This is a genomic window from Tamlana crocina, from assembly GCF_012037625.1.
The window spans coordinates 41,095-57,840 of sequence record NZ_JAAVJS010000018.1 but is presented as its reverse complement, the minus strand read 5'-3'; the positions used below and the strand labels follow the sequence as shown (position 1 = coordinate 57,840).

The following is a 16,746-nucleotide window of genomic DNA, read 5'->3' as shown; positions in this document are numbered from 1 at the left end:
TTACACCCGCTGCCCTGTAGAACCCGTTTCTGATGGCGTTAGCTGATAGGTAAAATGCGGATTGATGTGCTCTTCCTTTCGGTGCGATACATAAAGAATGGCCGTGCGGCTTTCTTCTGATATTTTATTGATGAGTTGTGAAAATATTTTGGCATCAGTATCATCGAGTCCGTTGGTAGGCTCATCCAGAATAAGCAATGGCGGATGTTTTACCATAGCGCGGGCAATGAGCACCAAACGCTTGTGTCCGGGCGAAAGAAATACAAAATCCTTATCTTTTTTTTCAAACAATCCGATGAGTTTAAGCCATTGATGGGCAATATGAATTTGTCTTTCGGTGGGGTACTTATACAATCCAATGGAATCAAAAAAACCAGAAAGAATCATTTTTTCGATGGAATCCAATCGCCTGAAACCACGAAGCATTTCTGAGGTATAATGGCCTATATTGCTTTTAATATCCCAAACCGTTTCTCCGGTGCCCTTTTTCATTCCGAACAAAAGAATATCTTGATTATAGGCTTTGGGGTTATCTCCCGAAATTAAGGTGAGTAATGTGCTTTTTCCCGATCCATTAGGTCCTACCAATTGCCAAAATTCGCCTGGTTTTATTTCCCAACAAATATCTTTTACAATGGTGCGCCCCCCATAGGCTACGTTTACCTTGTTGAATTTAACCAACGGATTGAACACTTCTGTTGGAACATGCTCGGGCTCGGGTAAATCGTTTACAAAATAATTTTTGTCATCGGTTTTCAATTCACCATCCGCTTTTACGAATTCCCCGTTTTTGAAAGTATAAATCGTTTTTATAAACGGAAGAATATCTCGCTTTCTGCTGGTTATTTGAATGATGGGTTTGCTTTGGCTTAAATCCTTAAGCGTATGGGAAATGTTGGTTTGTGTGGCTACATCTAAACTATCGAATACATTATCTACAATAATATAATCGGGGTTTTGGTTGATTAAATGCCTTAGCAGTGCTTTTTTGCGCTCGCCTTGCGAAGAATGCTCTAAGCTATTTTTGGTATCGGTGAGCACACTAAAATCATCGTGCCGCTTTTCTTCCTCTATAAATTTATTAACTGTAATTTCAGAAAACAAACTCCCCTTTAAACCAGAGAGCGGCTTATACCGCTCACCAGATAAAAGTTCATCAATAAGCTGCTGTTTATTGGCACTATTAGAAATATAGTAAGCTACATGCCTTGTCGACATAAATGTTCGGCTTGATTTACTTCTGCTTTTTTAAATTTTCAACATGGAAAGGTATTAAACCGTCAATTGGCCTGCGCTGGAAGTTACCAGCAATAAAGCCCATTTCTTCGGCAACTTGCTTAATTTCTTCTTGTGCATAATAAGCAATAGATCCCGCAAAATGTACAGGTGTTGTTTCAAGCACCTCTTTATATTGCATAATCATATTTTCGACGAAAAGACGGATGCCTTTCTTGATAAGATTTATGGTGTACTCGGAATCTTTATTCAAAAACATAAATTCAGCAAAATTGGCCAAATACGCATTCGGGCTAGGTTTTTTATAAAGATTGTTCTTAATAAAATCGGCCTCCATATTGTATCTACTACCAAAAGCCACCTTTATATTTTCCGGCATGTGATTGTAATAATAATCCCGAATAAGCTGCTTACCGTAGTAGTTTCCTGAAGCATCGTCCATTAAGGTGTAGCCTAAAGAAATTACACGTTGGTGCAGTTTTTCGCCATCAAAATAGCTGCAGTTCGATCCTGTTCCCAAAATACAAACCACTGCCGCTTCTTTTGGATGATTAATTGTTGAATAAACTGCCGCGAGTGTATCTTCATTCACCTCGACATGGGCATTAGGAAAAAGGTCTTTTAAAACCCCAATCAATAACTTTTTGGCGTTATCGGTACCACATCCTGCTCCATAAAAATAAAGATGCGTTACATTCGGGCTATTTTCAACCAAAACGTCGCTTTTTTGGATGCGCTTGGCCAATTTGCTTTCACTTAAAATAGCAGGATTAAGGCCTTCTGTGCGAACCTTTTCCAATAGTTTATTTCCGTTATAATCTACAGCAATCCAATCGGATTTTGTAGAACCACTATCTACAATTAAAATCATAAGTATAAAGCTAAAAAGAAACTCCACAGCACTTAACGAAAAGTACTGCGGAGCTCATTATATTAAATAATCTTCAAATTAAATTTTACTAATGTGTTGAGCTAAGTCAATCAATTTAGTAGAGTACCCAAATTCATTATCGTACCAAGATACTAATTTAAGGAAATTATCATTTAAAGCAATACTTGCTCCTGCATCGAAAACACTAGTTAATGATTCTGAAACGAAATCTTGAGATACTACAGCCTCTTCAGTGTAACCAAGAACACCTTTTAAATCGGTTTCTGAAGCTTTTTTAAGCGCTGCTTTTACTTCATCCCAAGATGCTGATTTTTCAGTTCTTACGGTTAAATCTACAACAGATACATCTGGAGTTGGTACTCTAAATGCCATACCTGTTAATTTTCCGTTCAATTCTGGAATTACTTTACCTACGGCTTTAGCTGCACCTGTAGAAGAAGGAATGATGTTAGCCAATGCGCTACGACCACCTCTCCAATCTTTTCTTGAAGGACCATCAACAGTCATTTGAGTTGCTGTAGTAGCGTGAACGGTAGTCATTAAACCTTCAACAATACCAAAGTTATCGTTGATTACTTTAGCCAATGGCGCTAAACAGTTAGTAGTACAAGAAGCATTAGATACGATAGTATCAGCTGCAGTAATTTTGTCGTGGTTTACACCCATTACAAACATTGGAGCATCAGCAGAAGGAGCAGAAATAGCCACTTTCTTGGCACCAGCAGTAATGTGAGCTTGAGCTTTATCTAAAGTAGTGAAAATACCTGTACAATCTAAAACAACTTCAGCACCTACAGCATCCCATTTTAAATCTTCTGGGTTACGCTCTGCAGTGATACGGATTTCGTTTCCGTTTACTACTAAGTTTCCATCTTTGATATCAACAGTACCGTCAAAACGACCGTGTACTGAATCGTACTTCAATAAATATGCTAAGTGCTCAACGTCCAATAAATCGTTGATTCCTACTATTTCAATCTCTGGTCTAGAAGCTGCTACTCTAAAAGCAATTCTACCTATTCTTCCAAATCCGTTAATTCCAATTTTTAATTTTGACATAATCTTGTTTATAAATGTTAAGTGCTCATGATATCTGAGACACGCAATAATTCTAAGTTTATTTTAGTTTTTCCTTTGATGGCTTGCTCTAAAGGCGTTAGTTCCATTTTACTGTTTAGCAAACCAACCATGTAATTTGTTTCACCGTTCAATAAGGCTTCTACCGCTTTCACGCCCATTCTGCTCGCCAGTACGCGATCAAAACAAGATGGCGAGCCACCACGTTGCATATGCCCTAATACAGATACACGCACGTCGTAACCTTCCATGTTTTCGTCAACATAATCTTTTAACTGGAAGATATTTTTTCCAATTTTATCACCCTCGGCCACAATAACAATACTTGACGATTTTCCAGATTTTCTACTTTTATTTAAAGACTCTACTAAACGATCCAATCCTAAGTCTTCTTCGGGAATCAATATTTCCTCTGCTCCACCAGCTATTCCCGCGTTTAAAGCAATATGCCCCACATCGCGCCCCATAACTTCAACAAAAAACAATCGGTTATGCGAACTTGCCGTGTCTCGAATTTTATCAATGGCATCGACAACTGTATTCAAAGCCGTATCGAAACCTAAAGTATGGGTTGTTCCAAAAATATCGTTATCAATCGTACCGGGAATACCCATTACCGGAAAATCAAATTCTTGATTGAAAATAAGGGCTCCGGTAAACGAACCGTCTCCACCAATAACCACCAAACCATCAATTTTGGCATCCAATAAATTTTGGTAAGCTTGCTGGCGACCTTCTTTAGTTCTGAAACCTTGCGATCTTGCCGATTTCAACATGGTTCCTCCTTTGTTAATAATCCCCTTTACACTTCGGGCATCCAAACATTCAAAATCACCTTCAATCAACCCTTCGTATCCTCGATAGACTCCAAAGCATTCAACGCCATGATAAGCGCATGACCGTACAACAGAACGGATGGCTGCATTCATTCCTGGAGAATCTCCTCCCGAGGTTAATACAGCTAATTTTTTTATAGTTCCTGGCATTCGTATTTTTAAATTTTGAAGCGTAAAATTAATAAACTAATACCATATATCTAAAGCATTTTTAGCAATTTAATGCTTTTTTAAAACTACAACGTTTTAGTATTTCGATAATTGAGAATATAACAAAAAAACTTGTTATTCTTCGGGTGGTTTAACCGATATAAAATCAGGAAGGGCGGTGGTTTCTTCTTTTTCCGGCTGCTCTTCAAAAACCTCATCTTCCTCTTCCTTAGAATTGGCAAACAATTTTTGAAGTAGTTCTTTAAACGTATCGAAATCTACATTATACGACAATCCGACGCCCTGCGTATAACCAATGGCTTCACCAAAATTACGAATACTATTTTCCCTATTGAATACTTTCGCCGTTAAAGTGCCTTCTTCATTTAAAAGAAAATCGATTTCCACATCGCCCGCAACAACGGTTTCGGTAGCGCCACCAACAGGCACTCCCACTTTTCCATTTATCAATACCCGATCGCTGATTTGTGTTTGAAGCGTTACTCCAAAACGGTCGTCAGTTTGGTAATCGGGACGATTTTGACCAGCTTCGTAGTTCAACCCTATATTGATTTTACTATCACCACTGGTAAAAATACCATTTATAATACCGTTTAAACGTTCGGCAATGGTACCCGAAAAATTAAGCGCGTTCAAACCTCGCGAAAATGATCCTGTGGAAATTAAATACAATGCCTGATTTTGGCGATCATCAACCGATTCCAATCGGTACTGCAGCTCCGATTTTACGGTAGAATTCACATTAGGGAACTCGAAGGTGAAGTCTGGGTTGGGTTGCTCCAAATCGCCTGTAAGCTCAATATTAAGTTCAACCGGAATACTACGATTGATGGGATTATCCAATAAAGGCGATGGATTGGCTTGAGTTCGGTAAATGGCCAACATATCTATTTGGGCTTTCAACGGGTCGCCATCCCAGGCAATGGTTCCACCGGGCTGTACGATAAATTCCTTTTGAATCAATCCGCCATAAGCGAAATTATAAACCCCTTCGAATACGGCAAAATCGCCCCACATATCAAACTTGCCATTGGTATTTATCTCAACTAAAAGACCTCCGCGTCCGCGCCCTTTAAGGGAATGCCCCGTTTCTTTATCAATGATAATTTCTACTTCGGCATCTTCTGTAACATCAAGATCGAAGTCCATTTCCAAACCTTTAATTTCTTCAAAAACAATTTCGGTACCTTTCTTTTTCGCTTCTTTTTCTTCTTTGGTAATAAAATGGATATACGAGTTATCACCGAAGGATTCGGCATCCGTCAACGGAATTTTAAACACGGTGCCGCGTTTGGTTTCGCCCACCACACTTATTACCAACTGCTCGGTTGGGCCATTTAATCGAGCACGACCACCAATAAAACCAGTACCATAGTATAAAGCATCTTCAGTCTCTTTGGTATCTAAAACCAACAAGCGTGGCGTGTTAATTTCTAAATCCATGCTCCAATTGGAGAAATTAACGTGACTTAACGAACCACTTAAAGTTCCTTTTGAATCATATTTGGTATCGGTTAGTTTTATATTGTTGAAAATAAAGGTCTGCTCTTTTAAAGTGAGTGAGGCACTACTATTAAAATCGTAATCCACATTTAAATACGGTATGCCCAAACCACCTTTTTTAATGTTCAATTCGCCATCAATGTTAGGGCGTTTTAAATCGCCTCCCACATTTACATCTCCTGTAACCGTACCTCTAATATTGGTTAAAACGCCTTCCAGCAATGGGTTTAAGGGAAACAAATTAAAATCGTTAAAATTTAAAGCCACACTAATGTTGGCCTGTCTTCCAGCAACGCTAATATCGCCTTTTGCGGTGAACGATTTGGCCGTATCGTCTTTTATACTAGCATTAACCACATAGTTGGTAAGCGATTCGTTTCCGGTTACTGTAGCATCAAACGAACCCAGTAAAAAATCGTTTACGGTTAAATCATCAATCACTATGGACGAATTGGGCAAATAGCTACCGTTTTTCTGAAGGATATCCAATTTACCGTTAACATTTCCGGCAAGCGATAAACTATCGATATCTGGAGTAATCTTAGCTAAATCGACATTGGAAAAATCTAACTTTATATCCTTTTGGGTGGAATCCTTCAAAAAACCCGAAAGTTTGATTTCTTCGTTTTTATGATTAATTTTAAACTTGTTGATATCCAGTTTGGTCAACTTTTTATCGAAGGCTATTTTATGAAAACGGTCTTGCGCTTCATTGATGTACCACTTGTTGTTTTTTATGGTGACATCGGATTTTTTAAACCCAACCACCGACTCGTTTGCTTCATTTATAGTATGGTAAAAACTTAAATTGTAGCTATCGTTACCTCGTTTCCCTCCATTGAATTCCGATCGCATAAACAGTGTGTCATTTACGGTAACATTAATCAAATTGAAATCGGATACTTGGTAATATTTGGCATCCAAACTATCAATTTCCACATAGGTATTAAACAACGGGTTGTTATTGTCTACCTGGATTTCTATACCATCAGCGTAATAGTCCAACAATTTAATTTTGGGCGATTTAAAAGTGAGCTTAAAGCGTTCTTCTTCGCTTTCCACCCTTCCGCGGATAAAGGTGTTTTTACCCAATTCGATATCGGGGAATATCACCTCGACAATTTTGTTATATATTTTAAAATTGAAATCGACGCTCTGATTTGTTTTTACTTCGTGCGGAATGTAATTGGTATAAATATGCCCTATGGAATTTTCGAATAGCTTTTTAATATCTTTTACAAGGAACTTGCCATACAGACTGCCATCGATAATATCGGGCGAGTTGAATTCTACAGATCTTATATCGCCATCAAACCGAGACGAAATATCAAACTTATCGAAATAATAAGTGTCATGTTCATTTCTGTAAACCGTATTGGTAAATGTTAATTTTCCGTAAGCATCGTCAAGGCCACTACTGTTCATATTCATTTTTACACGGCTGGTCAATACCGAAATACTATCCTGCTTCACAAAATTGAGCGTGTTTAAATCGGCGTGATCTATCACGGCCTCGAAGTCGTATTTTTTAACCGCTTCGGAAAAATCTACCAAACCGTTAAAGTTTAATTTTAAATTTTTGTCATTCACCATTAAGTTTCCGTCAAAAATCTTGTTCATGATGTTTCCAGCCACCTTGATGTTTTTGTAATTGTAATTGTTATAACTCACTTCAAAAACATCACCTTTTACTTGAGTATCGATAGTTTCGGCCACGAAGCCTTTTCCGTTTACATCAAAATCCAAAGAACCTTGGCCAATGGTAGGGTCGTTTAAAAACGTTCCAAAATCAAAGGCTTCAAAAACAATATTACCCTTATAATCGGCATTATCGATATCGTTTATTTTAGTGATTTCTAAATTAGAATTCACCATTCCCAATTCGGTGTCAATTTTAATATCGGCCAAAACGGTCGATTCTGTTACTTGCGAGTTTCCCACAATAGTGAATTGCCCCAAACGCTCGAACGACGACGGAATGGCATCGCCCAAAACATTGGGCAACAAGTCTTTTAAATCGTTGTACGTTGACGACAAATTCCAAAAATCACCGTTCATATAGAAATTGCCCGGCTCTTTGTTCAACAGGTTTTTAAATTTTATATCGCCATAAACCAGTGTCCTGGAGCTGGTGGTCAATCTTAAATTGTCGGCTTTTAAATCATTTAAGGTTCCCGACAGGTTTACACTAAACCGAGCGGTTTGATTTTTCCCAAACTCGTTGTAAAAGGTGTTGAGCTCATCCAAAAAAACCGAGGAATCTTTGAAATTGGCCGTAACCTGTACCTTATCTTCAAAAAACTGCAGATCTTCCCTTTTATATGAAAATTTTAAATCGCCCTTTAAAATAGAGCCCGGTGTTTTTACTTCCAAATCCTCAAACGTCATATCGGTTAAGGTATAGCTGAAATTGGTCATGAGGTTTTTAACCACCACACCCCTGCTGTCTTCAAAAGACAAAGTGTTAATTCTGGCGCTTACATCGCTCCCGTTAATTAAAAAATTGGTGGCATTGATGTTCAAATCGTTAAAATGAAGTCGCTCTAGAGTTTCCCGATTTTCGTCTGATAACAAAAAAATACTATTATTAATCGAAACATCGCTTGACGATAGCAAAAAACTGCTCTTTTCGGTTCTAGGATTGTCGCTTTCAAACTTTCGGACAAAAACATCTAAATTAGTTTCAGCTTCCTCCTTATAGGTTTTTATATTAAAAAACAGCTCCTCAACATCAATATCGCCAAACGCCAAGTTACTATTGGCCAGGTTGGTAAAACTTAAAATAGACGTATTCAGTTCTTTGATGCTTATTAACGTATCCTGCTTGTAATCTTCAATGTAAATGTTTTTTAGTTCTACATCGCCATTAAACTGCATGCTTACCCCGCCAATATTAATATTGGTTTTAAATTCTTCGTTTAAACGCTTGGTAGCATAGCGACCTAAATTAGTTTGGACAAAGGGAATAGAAAGCACCAACACCAAAATGATGAACAGCAAAAGCAAAATGCCAATGATTTGTGATATTATTTTCAGAATTTTTTTGATACGAACAAGCTTATAAGTTTGTTAAGAATCTTTTACTTTTGCACCTACGAATACCTTAATGCGAAAGCCAGTTATTCGTTTTCAAAATTAACAATTATTGTGCCTAATTTTTACTAATGTCTTCACAAAATATTTATATCCTCGGAATTGAGTCTTCATGCGACGATACTGCCGCTTCCGTAATGCATAACGGCAAAATTTTGAGCAATGTTATAGCCAACCAAAAAATACACGAAGAATACGGCGGCGTAGTGCCCGAACTGGCTTCGCGCGCGCACCAACAAAATATCGTTCCGGTGGTACACCAAGCGCTAAAAAAAGCCAATGTTACCAAAGAACAGCTTAACGCCATTGCCTTTACACGTGGCCCAGGTTTAATGGGCAGTTTGCTTGTTGGTACCTCGTTTGCCAAATCTTTGGCTTATGGGTTGGATATTCCACTGATTGACGTCAACCACATGCAAGGCCATATTTTGGCGCATTTTATTGATGAAGAAGGTTACGAAAAACCACCGCTTCCGTTTTTGGCCATGACCATTTCTGGCGGGCACACCCAAATTGTAAAAGTGAACGATTATTTCGACATGGACGTGATTGGCGAAACCATTGACGATGCCGTGGGCGAAGCCTTCGATAAAAGCGGAAAAATTTTAGGCTTGGGCTACCCTGCTGGCCCCGAAATTGATAAACGGGCTAAATTGGGTAATCCGAAAGCCTTTAAGTTTACCAAACCTAAAGTGGACGGACTCAACTTCAGCTTTTCCGGATTAAAAACGGCCATTCTATATTTTGTACAAAAGGAAACCAAGGCCAACCCAAATTTTGTTGAAGAAAACCTAAACGATATTTGTGCCTCGATACAACACACCATCATCGGTATTTTAATCGACAAGCTGAAAAAAGCCTCTAAAGAAACGGGCATTAAGCATATTGCTATAGGCGGTGGGGTTTCGGCAAACTCCGGAATCCGACAGGCTTTAAAGGACGGCGAGAAAAAATTTGGATGGACCACCTATGTGCCTAAATTTGAATTCACCACCGATAATGCCGCCATGATTGCCATTGTGGGCCATTTAAAATATTTGCAGGAAGATTTTGCTGAACAGGATGTAGTAGCCTCGGCACGTTTGAAGATTTAGTTTTTCAGAATTATAATTGTCATTCTGCCGAAATTGTTTGAGCATATCGTAAAAAACCAAGTTATAAACAATACATTCTTAAAAACTTATTTTTTATTGAAAGGATTGGTGCTTCATTAGGTTTAAATTTGAAAATGAAATTAAAAACCTACTTTTATGACACACAAATTACTTACCCTATTTTTACTGTTAACATCACTGTTTTCAACGGCGCAAACTTCAACTGAAAACGATTTAGCTTCCATTGAAACGCCCGAACAGATTGAACATTTTTTAGCCACAAAAAATTCAAAAGACAACAAATTAATCACCTTCAACGAAGAAAAACACAAAACCATTCTGGCCAACGCCCTTTTTAAACTGGGTAAAGGTGGCACGCACGTTAACGAAAGTGAATTTGAAAAGACCTATTACAAAGTAGTTGAAAAGACCTCGAAAACTTATTACCGCGCCTCGTATATTTATTTGGATGGCACGAAATACGACACCAAAAGCATCAATGCACTAAGGGATAGAATTATCGCCAAATACCACAATGGTGCACCTTTCGATTTTTTGGCCAAGCAATATTCCATGGACCAAAATGCACAAAAAGGTGGCGATTTAGGTTGGTTTGCAAAAGGCGATTTACACCCCGATTTTGAAACCGAAATACTAAATGCCAACCACCCCATAAATGAGGTTTTCACTATTGATATTCCGAAAAATAATTGGTATTATGTCGCGGTTATCACGCATGAACATAAAGACATATCGGAAATTGAAGTTTTAAAAATTGTGGAACCTAAATAACAATGCAACTTTTTTACAGTCCAAATATTGACGACAACAGTACCAGCTTTACTTTCGACAAAGACGAAAGTCGGCACATTGTAAAAGTGCTCCGAAAATCGGTTGGCGACACATTAAAAATAACCAACGGAAAGGGTTGGCTGTTCACTGCCGAAGTGGCCGTGCCCAACATTAACAAATGTTTGGTAAATATCATTTCGAAAACGTTTCAACCTAAAAAAGATTACAAATTGCACTTAGCCGTAGCTCCCACCAAAATGAACGACCGCTACGAATGGTTTTTGGAAAAAGCCACCGAAATTGGCATCGATAGCATCACGCCCATTATTTGCGACCACAGCGAACGCAAAGTTATAAAACCCGAACGGTTTGAGCGTATTTTACAATCGGCCATGAAACAATCGCTGAGTTGCTATTTACCAAAATTAAATGACGCCATGCCATTCAAAAGTTTTATGGAACAGGAGTTTTCGGGTAATTTGTTTATTGCCCATTGCGAAGAAACCGACAGAAAATCCTTGAAAAGTCAGTTGAAGCCTAATACCAATGTTACCATTTTAATTGGTCCAGAAGGCGATTTTTCTACGAGTGAAATTGAAACGGCCATTAAAAACCATTTTATTCCTGTAACTTTGGGCGACACCCGATTGCGCACCGAAACGGCCGCTATTGTAGCTTGTCATTCGGTGGCTTATACTAATGAAGGGCACAATGAGTAATTCACTTTAAACATGAAACAGGTCTTTTCGATTTTCTTTTGTCTATTTTCATTTTTCGTCTTCAGTCAAAATCTGGCGGTTTTAAAATATAAGGGTGGCGGCGATTGGTACGGCAACCCCACGGCTTTGCCCAATCTTATCGCGTTTTGCAACCAAAACATCAACACGCAAATCAATCCGAAACCCGAGACTGTTGAAACGGGAAGCTCCGATATTTTTCAGTATCCGTTTTTGCACATGACAGGTCACGGCAATGTGTTTTTCAGTGAAACCGATGCCGAAAATTTGCGAAATTATTTACTCTCTGGCGGATTTTTACATATCGATGACAACTATGGCATGAAACCTTACATCACCAAAGAGTTAAAAAAGGTTTTTCCCGAAAAGGAATTAATCGAATTGCCCCTTAACCACCCCATTTTTAGCACAGCATTTAAGTTCCCCGAAGGATTGCCGAAAATACATGAACACGATGGCAAACGCCCGCAAGCTATGGGCATTTTTGTTGAAACCCGACTGGTGTTACTTTTCACTTACGAAAGCGATTTGGGCGACGGATGGGAAGACCCCGAAGTACACAACGACCCTGCCGAAGTTCGCGAAAAAGCCCTAAAAATGGGGGCCAATATTGTAAAATTTGCTTTTGAAAATTAAATGGTTCTCGCAAAGACACAAAGACGCGAAGCGAAGCCAAAAACTGTGAATTGTTTACTGCAAACTGCCAACTAAAATGCAACTCACCCACTACAATACCCACTTTAAAAATCGTACTTTTCCAATTACCTTGGTTTGCGACAACGTTACCAACGCCCCCAATATTGGAAGTTTGTTCAGAATTTGTGACGCCTTTGGTGTTGAAAAACTTATACTTTGCGGCGAAGTGTCTTTAGGACGAAAAATGGCCAAAACCTCGCGCGCCACAGAAAAATATGTGAATTTTGAAATTCAAAAATCTGCCTCAAAAGTGGTTGAAACGTTAAAGCAGAGCGGCCACCAAATTATAGCTTTAGAAATTACCAATTCCAGCTCGCCCATTCACACCTTTAATTTTTCAACAAAACAACCTATTGCGCTCGTTATAGGCGATGAGAATTTCGGAGTTTCGGAGGATATTTTACAACAATCGGATGCTGTTATCCACATCGAGATGTTCGGGCAAAACAGTAGCATGAATGTGGTACAAGCTACTAATATTGCACTTTACGAGCTTACCAAGCAACTCGTTTAATGATGCAACTGCTTAAATTATCGGATTAGACACCTTCAAATTTACGTTTAGAAAGATTAATGCGACATACTTCACCGATAAGCACAAATTATTATATTTACTAAATGAACTCCAACACTATTTCCAACGGTATTTTAAAAGCGGTGAGCATTATTTTGGGCATAGCCTTACTCTTGTATTTTTTATACCAAATACAATCGGTTATTGGCTACATTGCCATTTCGGCGGTTATTTCGCTAATTGGCCGCCCCATTGTGCTCTTTTTAGAACATAAGCTAAAATTTAAAAACACCATTGCTGTTGTTGTTACTATGGTTGTTTTGTTAAGCCTTTTTATAGGATTGGCAGGTCTATTTATTCCTCTTGTCATTAAGCAAGGGCAAAACCTTTCGCTATTGAATATTGAAGAATTGCAGCAAAATATTGAAAATTTATATGCTGAAATTATCCAATATTTTGATTTGTACCATATTGACGTGGAGCAATCCCTAAAAGAATCTGATTTACTATCGAAAATAGACTTTGCCCTAATCCCCAATTTTTTAAACAACATAGTTAGCGGTTTGGGCAGTTTTAGTATTGGATTGTTTTCGGTGCTTTTTATATCATTTTTCTTTTTAAAAGACAGCCGATTGTTCGAAAATGGCATCCTCACGTTTATTCCAGACAGCAAGGAATCCCGTTGGAAAACGTCATCTAACCAAATCAAGGATTTATTGTCTCGGTACTTCGTGGGTCTCATTCTTCAGATTTTCGTGATATTTATAATTTATACCATCGGCCTGCTGATCATCGGGGTTGAGAACGCCATTGTTATTGCTTTTTTGTGCGCTTTGTTGAATTTAATTCCATACGTTGGTCCGCTAATTGGAGGTATTTTAATGACTGTTTTAACCATGACCAGTCATTTGGGCGAAAGCTTCAGCGATGTTATACTGCCCAAAACGTTTTGGGTTCTCCTTGTTTTTGCCATTGGCCAATTAGTCGATAATTTTGGAAGCCAACCCATCATTTTTTCAAAAAGTGTAAAATCGCACCCGCTGGAAATCTTTTTGGTGATTTTAATTACCGGGATTTTATTTGGCGTCATCGGACTCATTATCGCGGTACCTGCATACACCGCCATAAAAGTGATTTTAAAAACTTTTTTATCGGAAAACAAAATCGTAAAAAAACTCACCAAAGATTTATAATTTCTTTTGAATCCTGCCCTTTTAAATACTGAAATACAAGAATTTATTTCCCATAATTTCAATTCTGATGTCGCCGCTATTCTACTGAAAGGCACACCCTTCCCTGAATTGGAAACCAAAGACATCATTGAGCAAATTGAAGCTAAAAAGCGTTGCCAAAAAAAACTGCCCACTTGGTTCACAACCGAAAACATTTATTACCCCAACAAACTGAATATTGAACAAACCTCTTCTGAAATTACGGCCGAATACAAATCGCGATTAATGGATGGGCACTCCATTATCGACCTCACCGGTGGCTTTGGGGTAGACTGTTTCTATTTTTCAAAACGCTTTAAAACGGTGGTGCATTGCGAAATTAACGAAAGCCTCTCCAAAATCGTTTCGCATAACTATAAAAAGCTACAGGTTGAAAATATTACAACCATAAATAATGATGGTATTGCATATTTAAAATCTGCGAAAAACAACTTCGACTGGATTTACGTCGACCCCTCGAGACGTCACGATACTAAAGGCAAAGTCTTCTTTTTAAAAGACTGTTTGCCCAATGTACCCGAACATATCGATGCACTTTTTGAATGCACCAACCACATTATGATAAAAACATCGCCGCTGCTTGATTTTTCGGTGGGTATCGGCGAGTTAAAACACGTAAAAACCATCCATGTGGTAGCTGTAAATAACGAGGTAAAAGAACTTCTGTGGATATTGGAAAAAAACTATTCTGACCAAATAACCATTGAAACGGCAAATCTCAAAAAAGAAAACAACGAACACTTTTCTTTTATTTTTGAAGATGAAAAGGGAGCTGTTTCAACTTATAGCGCCCCCCTTTCCTATCTTTATGAACCCAATAGCGCCATTTTAAAATCGGGTGGCTTTCATTCAATAGCAAACCAACTTGGTGTTTTCAAACTTCACCCGCATTCGCATCTCTACACCAGCGAACAATCTGTTGATTTCCCCGGAAGGTTTTTTAAAATTGAAAAGTGCTTGGCTTACAACAAAAAGGAACTGAAAAAACTAGGCATTAGCAAAGCAAATATCACCACACGGAATTTTCCAGAAACGGTGCAGCAAATCCGAAAAAAATTCAAAATAAAAGACGGCGGCGGCACTTATCTGTTTTTTACCACGGATACCAACGAGCAAAAAATAATTTTAGTTACCAGTAAAATATGACGGTTGAAGATTTAATTGGAGAATACAGCATTGTGGGCAAAAATCAAGAGTTGGAAGCCACTCAATACAGTGGCACACTAAAACTTACGCTTAACGAACACCACCGAATTGAAGCCGTTTGGACCATTGGTAGCGACCAAAAACAATTTGGCACGGGCTTTTTTAAAAACAACATTTTGGTCATAAATTTTTACTATAAAGCCGAACATTCCATTTTTAAAGGCGTGGCTGTTTACAAATGCCTAACCAAAGATGTCTTAGAAGGCTTTTGGTCTGAAAAATATGGCGACCCTAATTTTATTGGTGAAGAATATTGTTTTAGGAAAGGCAGCCGTAAAGAAGCTTTAAACTAGCTTCGCGGTTTATTCAATTGCCTATCGTACATAACGATGCTACCAGCTACCGCAACATTCAGGCTTAATTCCGATTTAAATTTCACTAAAAAATGAGATTTTTCAATAGCCTGCTTAGAAAGCCCGTGGTCTTCTGCTCCCAACAAATAAACGCATCGTCTGGGGTGATGAAAGTGCTCTAAATCTTCGGCTTTATCATCCAATTCCACCCCCACTATTCTAGCTCCTTTGGGCAGGTTATTAAAAAATTCCTCAAACGTTTCATAATGAAAATAAGGCATCGCCTTTACGGCATTGTGCGTATCGCAAGCTTGTTTAGCATATCGATTACCGATAGTAAAAATAAAACTAGCGCCTAAATTTTGCGCCGAACGCCAAAGTACCCCCAAATTTTCTGGGGTTTTACCATTTTGAATACCAATACCGAAAAACTCGTTTGTAAAATTATCGTTCATAGGTTGGCAAAAATAGCAAAGATTTGAAAAGCCCCCATTTTATTCAAAAAGAAGTTGATAAAATGAGGGCTATCCAGATTAAATAAATTCATCAAAACTCGAAACATTAAAGTTTTAAAGAGGTTTATGTTATCCAATCGAAATGACAAAAAATGTAATTTTTCAATAAAATTATTTTGAAACTTTTATGCATCCATGGGCACTTCAACAGCAACAAATTGAGAAGGTTTGTTCGCTTTAATTTCAATTTTTGACACTTCTGAAACTCCAATGGCATCCCTGGAATGCAAAACGGTTCCTGCCACTTCAACTTCCCCTTCTACCAAGAAAATGTAAAGTCCGTTGGCTTCGTTTTTCAGCTTGACTTCAATTGATTTTTCTGCATCCAAATCACTTCGGTAAATATAAGCCTGTTGACTAATAGGCAGCGCGTTGCCTTCCAATTTATCTTTTGGGGCCACTACAGTTTGTAAACGGTTTTTCTGTGCTTCCCAATCAAATTTACGCTGTTCGTAATTTGGGGTTACGCCTTTTTCTTCGGGAATAATCCATATTTGAAGAAAGTTGACTTCATCGGTTTGGCTATCGTTAAACTCAGAATGTGTTAGCCCGATTCCGGCACTCATTACCTGCACCTCACCCACTTCAATGGCGCGTTTATTGTCCATGCTATCTTTATGCGATAACGCGCCTTTCAACGGAATAGAAATGATTTCCATATTTTGGTGCGGATGGGTTCCAAAGCCCATTTTAGGTTGTACCACGTCGTCGTTTAACACCCGTAGAACTCCAAAATTCATCCGTTCGGGATTTTGGTATCCTGCAAAACTAAAGGTGTGGTGGGATTTTAACCAACCGTGGTTGGCAAATCCGCGTGTATCTGATTTATGGATTACTTTTTTCATATTTTCAACTTTTT

15 protein-coding genes are annotated in these 16,746 nt (G+C 38.3%); 8 read left to right on the top strand and 7 right to left on the bottom strand.

Annotated features, from left to right (window positions below; genetic code table 11):
* The 5 genes from HC176_RS12625 to HC176_RS12605 all read right to left on the bottom strand — a co-directional run bounded on the left by HC176_RS12625 (position 1) and on the right by HC176_RS12605 (position 8,721).
* Positions 1–1,218 carry an ATP-binding cassette domain-containing protein gene (locus tag HC176_RS12625; RefSeq protein WP_167918832.1) on the bottom strand — a complete coding sequence of 406 codons (1,218 nt, stop codon included), beginning with the start codon at positions 1,216–1,218 and terminating at the stop codon, positions 1–3.
* A gap of 16 nt (positions 1,219–1,234) precedes the next feature.
* A complete protein-coding gene (locus HC176_RS12620) occupies positions 1,235–2,107 on the bottom strand; it encodes an N-acetylglucosamine kinase (protein ID WP_167918831.1) in 873 nt (290 codons plus the stop codon).
* 78 nt (positions 2,108–2,185) lie between these two features.
* Entirely contained in the window at positions 2,186–3,187 is a 1,002-nt protein-coding gene (gene gap, locus HC176_RS12615; protein WP_167918829.1) for a type I glyceraldehyde-3-phosphate dehydrogenase, read from the bottom strand.
* Between the two features lie 17 nt (positions 3,188–3,204).
* Complete coding sequence (gene pfkA / locus HC176_RS12610) at positions 3,205–4,191, bottom strand: 6-phosphofructokinase (protein ID WP_167918827.1); 987 nt, start codon at positions 4,189–4,191, stop codon at positions 3,205–3,207.
* A gap of 135 nt (positions 4,192–4,326) precedes the next feature.
* Positions 4,327–8,721, bottom strand: a complete 4,395-nt coding sequence (locus tag HC176_RS12605) for a translocation/assembly module TamB domain-containing protein (RefSeq protein WP_245234892.1) — start codon at positions 8,719–8,721, stop codon at positions 4,327–4,329.
* Between the two features lie 158 nt (positions 8,722–8,879).
* Here HC176_RS12605 and tsaD point away from each other — a divergent pair, with 158 nt between their 5' ends.
* The 8 genes from tsaD (at position 8,880) to HC176_RS12565 (ending at position 15,372) form a co-directional block, all read left to right on the top strand.
* A complete protein-coding gene (gene tsaD, locus HC176_RS12600; RefSeq protein ID WP_167918825.1) occupies positions 8,880–9,902 on the top strand; it encodes a tRNA (adenosine(37)-N6)-threonylcarbamoyltransferase complex transferase subunit TsaD in 1,023 nt (340 codons plus the stop codon).
* 156 nt (positions 9,903–10,058) lie between these two features.
* Entirely contained in the window at positions 10,059–10,694 is a 636-nt protein-coding gene (locus HC176_RS12595) for a peptidylprolyl isomerase (RefSeq protein ID WP_167918823.1), read from the top strand.
* 2 nt (positions 10,695–10,696) lie between these two features.
* Positions 10,697–11,413, top strand: coding sequence for a 16S rRNA (uracil(1498)-N(3))-methyltransferase (locus HC176_RS12590; protein ID WP_167918821.1), 717 nt, complete (start codon positions 10,697–10,699; stop codon positions 11,411–11,413).
* Positions 11,414–11,425: 12 nt separating this feature from the next.
* A complete protein-coding gene (locus tag HC176_RS12585; RefSeq protein WP_167918819.1) occupies positions 11,426–12,067 on the top strand; it encodes a DUF4159 domain-containing protein in 642 nt (213 codons plus the stop codon).
* Positions 12,068–12,143: 76 nt separating this feature from the next.
* On the top strand, positions 12,144–12,641 hold the full coding sequence (locus HC176_RS12580; RefSeq protein ID WP_167918818.1) for a TrmH family RNA methyltransferase: 498 nt from the start codon (positions 12,144–12,146) through the stop codon (positions 12,639–12,641).
* A 104-nt stretch (positions 12,642–12,745) separates the two neighbouring features.
* The gene (locus HC176_RS12575) at positions 12,746–13,834 is read left to right on the top strand and encodes an AI-2E family transporter (RefSeq protein ID WP_167918816.1); all 1,089 of its coding nucleotides are present in this window, start codon (positions 12,746–12,748) and stop codon (positions 13,832–13,834) included.
* Positions 13,835–13,840: 6 nt separating this feature from the next.
* Positions 13,841–15,019, top strand: coding sequence for a class I SAM-dependent methyltransferase (locus HC176_RS12570; RefSeq protein ID WP_167918814.1), 1,179 nt, complete (start codon positions 13,841–13,843; stop codon positions 15,017–15,019).
* Entirely contained in the window at positions 15,016–15,372 is a 357-nt protein-coding gene (locus tag HC176_RS12565; protein ID WP_167918812.1) for a hypothetical protein, read from the top strand. The genes HC176_RS12570 and HC176_RS12565 overlap by 4 nt, the downstream gene beginning before the upstream one ends.
* Here the strand turns inward: HC176_RS12565 and HC176_RS12560 are convergent.
* The gene (locus HC176_RS12560) at positions 15,369–15,827 is read right to left on the bottom strand and encodes an RNA methyltransferase (RefSeq protein WP_167918810.1); all 459 of its coding nucleotides are present in this window, start codon (positions 15,825–15,827) and stop codon (positions 15,369–15,371) included. The genes HC176_RS12565 and HC176_RS12560 overlap by 4 nt on opposite strands.
* A gap of 185 nt (positions 15,828–16,012) precedes the next feature.
* Positions 16,013–16,732, bottom strand: a complete 720-nt coding sequence (locus tag HC176_RS12555) for a pirin family protein (protein WP_167918808.1) — start codon at positions 16,730–16,732, stop codon at positions 16,013–16,015.
* Positions 16,733–16,746: the final 14 nt, after the last annotated feature.

What these genes read in the sequence shown, in the direction of transcription:
- HC176_RS12555 (WP_167918808.1), bottom strand. Translation starts at nt 16,732, where the DNA reads ATGAAAAAAGTAATCCATAAATCAGATACACGCGGATTTGCCAACCAC.
- HC176_RS12595 (WP_167918823.1), top strand. Translation starts at nt 10,059, where the DNA reads ATGACACACAAATTACTTACCCTATTTTTACTGTTAACATCACTGTTT.
- HC176_RS12575 (WP_167918816.1), top strand. Translation starts at nt 12,746, where the DNA reads ATGAACTCCAACACTATTTCCAACGGTATTTTAAAAGCGGTGAGCATT.
- HC176_RS12580 (WP_167918818.1), top strand. Translation starts at nt 12,144, where the DNA reads ATGCAACTCACCCACTACAATACCCACTTTAAAAATCGTACTTTTCCA.
- pfkA (WP_167918827.1), bottom strand. Translation starts at nt 4,191, where the DNA reads ATGCCAGGAACTATAAAAAAATTAGCTGTATTAACCTCGGGAGGAGAT.
- tsaD (WP_167918825.1), top strand. Translation starts at nt 8,880, where the DNA reads ATGTCTTCACAAAATATTTATATCCTCGGAATTGAGTCTTCATGCGAC.
- HC176_RS12560 (WP_167918810.1), bottom strand. Translation starts at nt 15,827, where the DNA reads ATGAACGATAATTTTACAAACGAGTTTTTCGGTATTGGTATTCAAAAT.
- HC176_RS12585 (WP_167918819.1), top strand. Translation starts at nt 11,426, where the DNA reads ATGAAACAGGTCTTTTCGATTTTCTTTTGTCTATTTTCATTTTTCGTC.
- HC176_RS12620 (WP_167918831.1), bottom strand. Translation starts at nt 2,107, where the DNA reads ATGATTTTAATTGTAGATAGTGGTTCTACAAAATCCGATTGGATTGCT.
- HC176_RS12590 (WP_167918821.1), top strand. Translation starts at nt 10,697, where the DNA reads ATGCAACTTTTTTACAGTCCAAATATTGACGACAACAGTACCAGCTTT.
- gap (WP_167918829.1), bottom strand. Translation starts at nt 3,187, where the DNA reads ATGTCAAAATTAAAAATTGGAATTAACGGATTTGGAAGAATAGGTAGA.
- HC176_RS12565 (WP_167918812.1), top strand. Translation starts at nt 15,016, where the DNA reads ATGACGGTTGAAGATTTAATTGGAGAATACAGCATTGTGGGCAAAAAT.
- HC176_RS12625 (WP_167918832.1), bottom strand. Translation starts at nt 1,218, where the DNA reads ATGTCGACAAGGCATGTAGCTTACTATATTTCTAATAGTGCCAATAAA.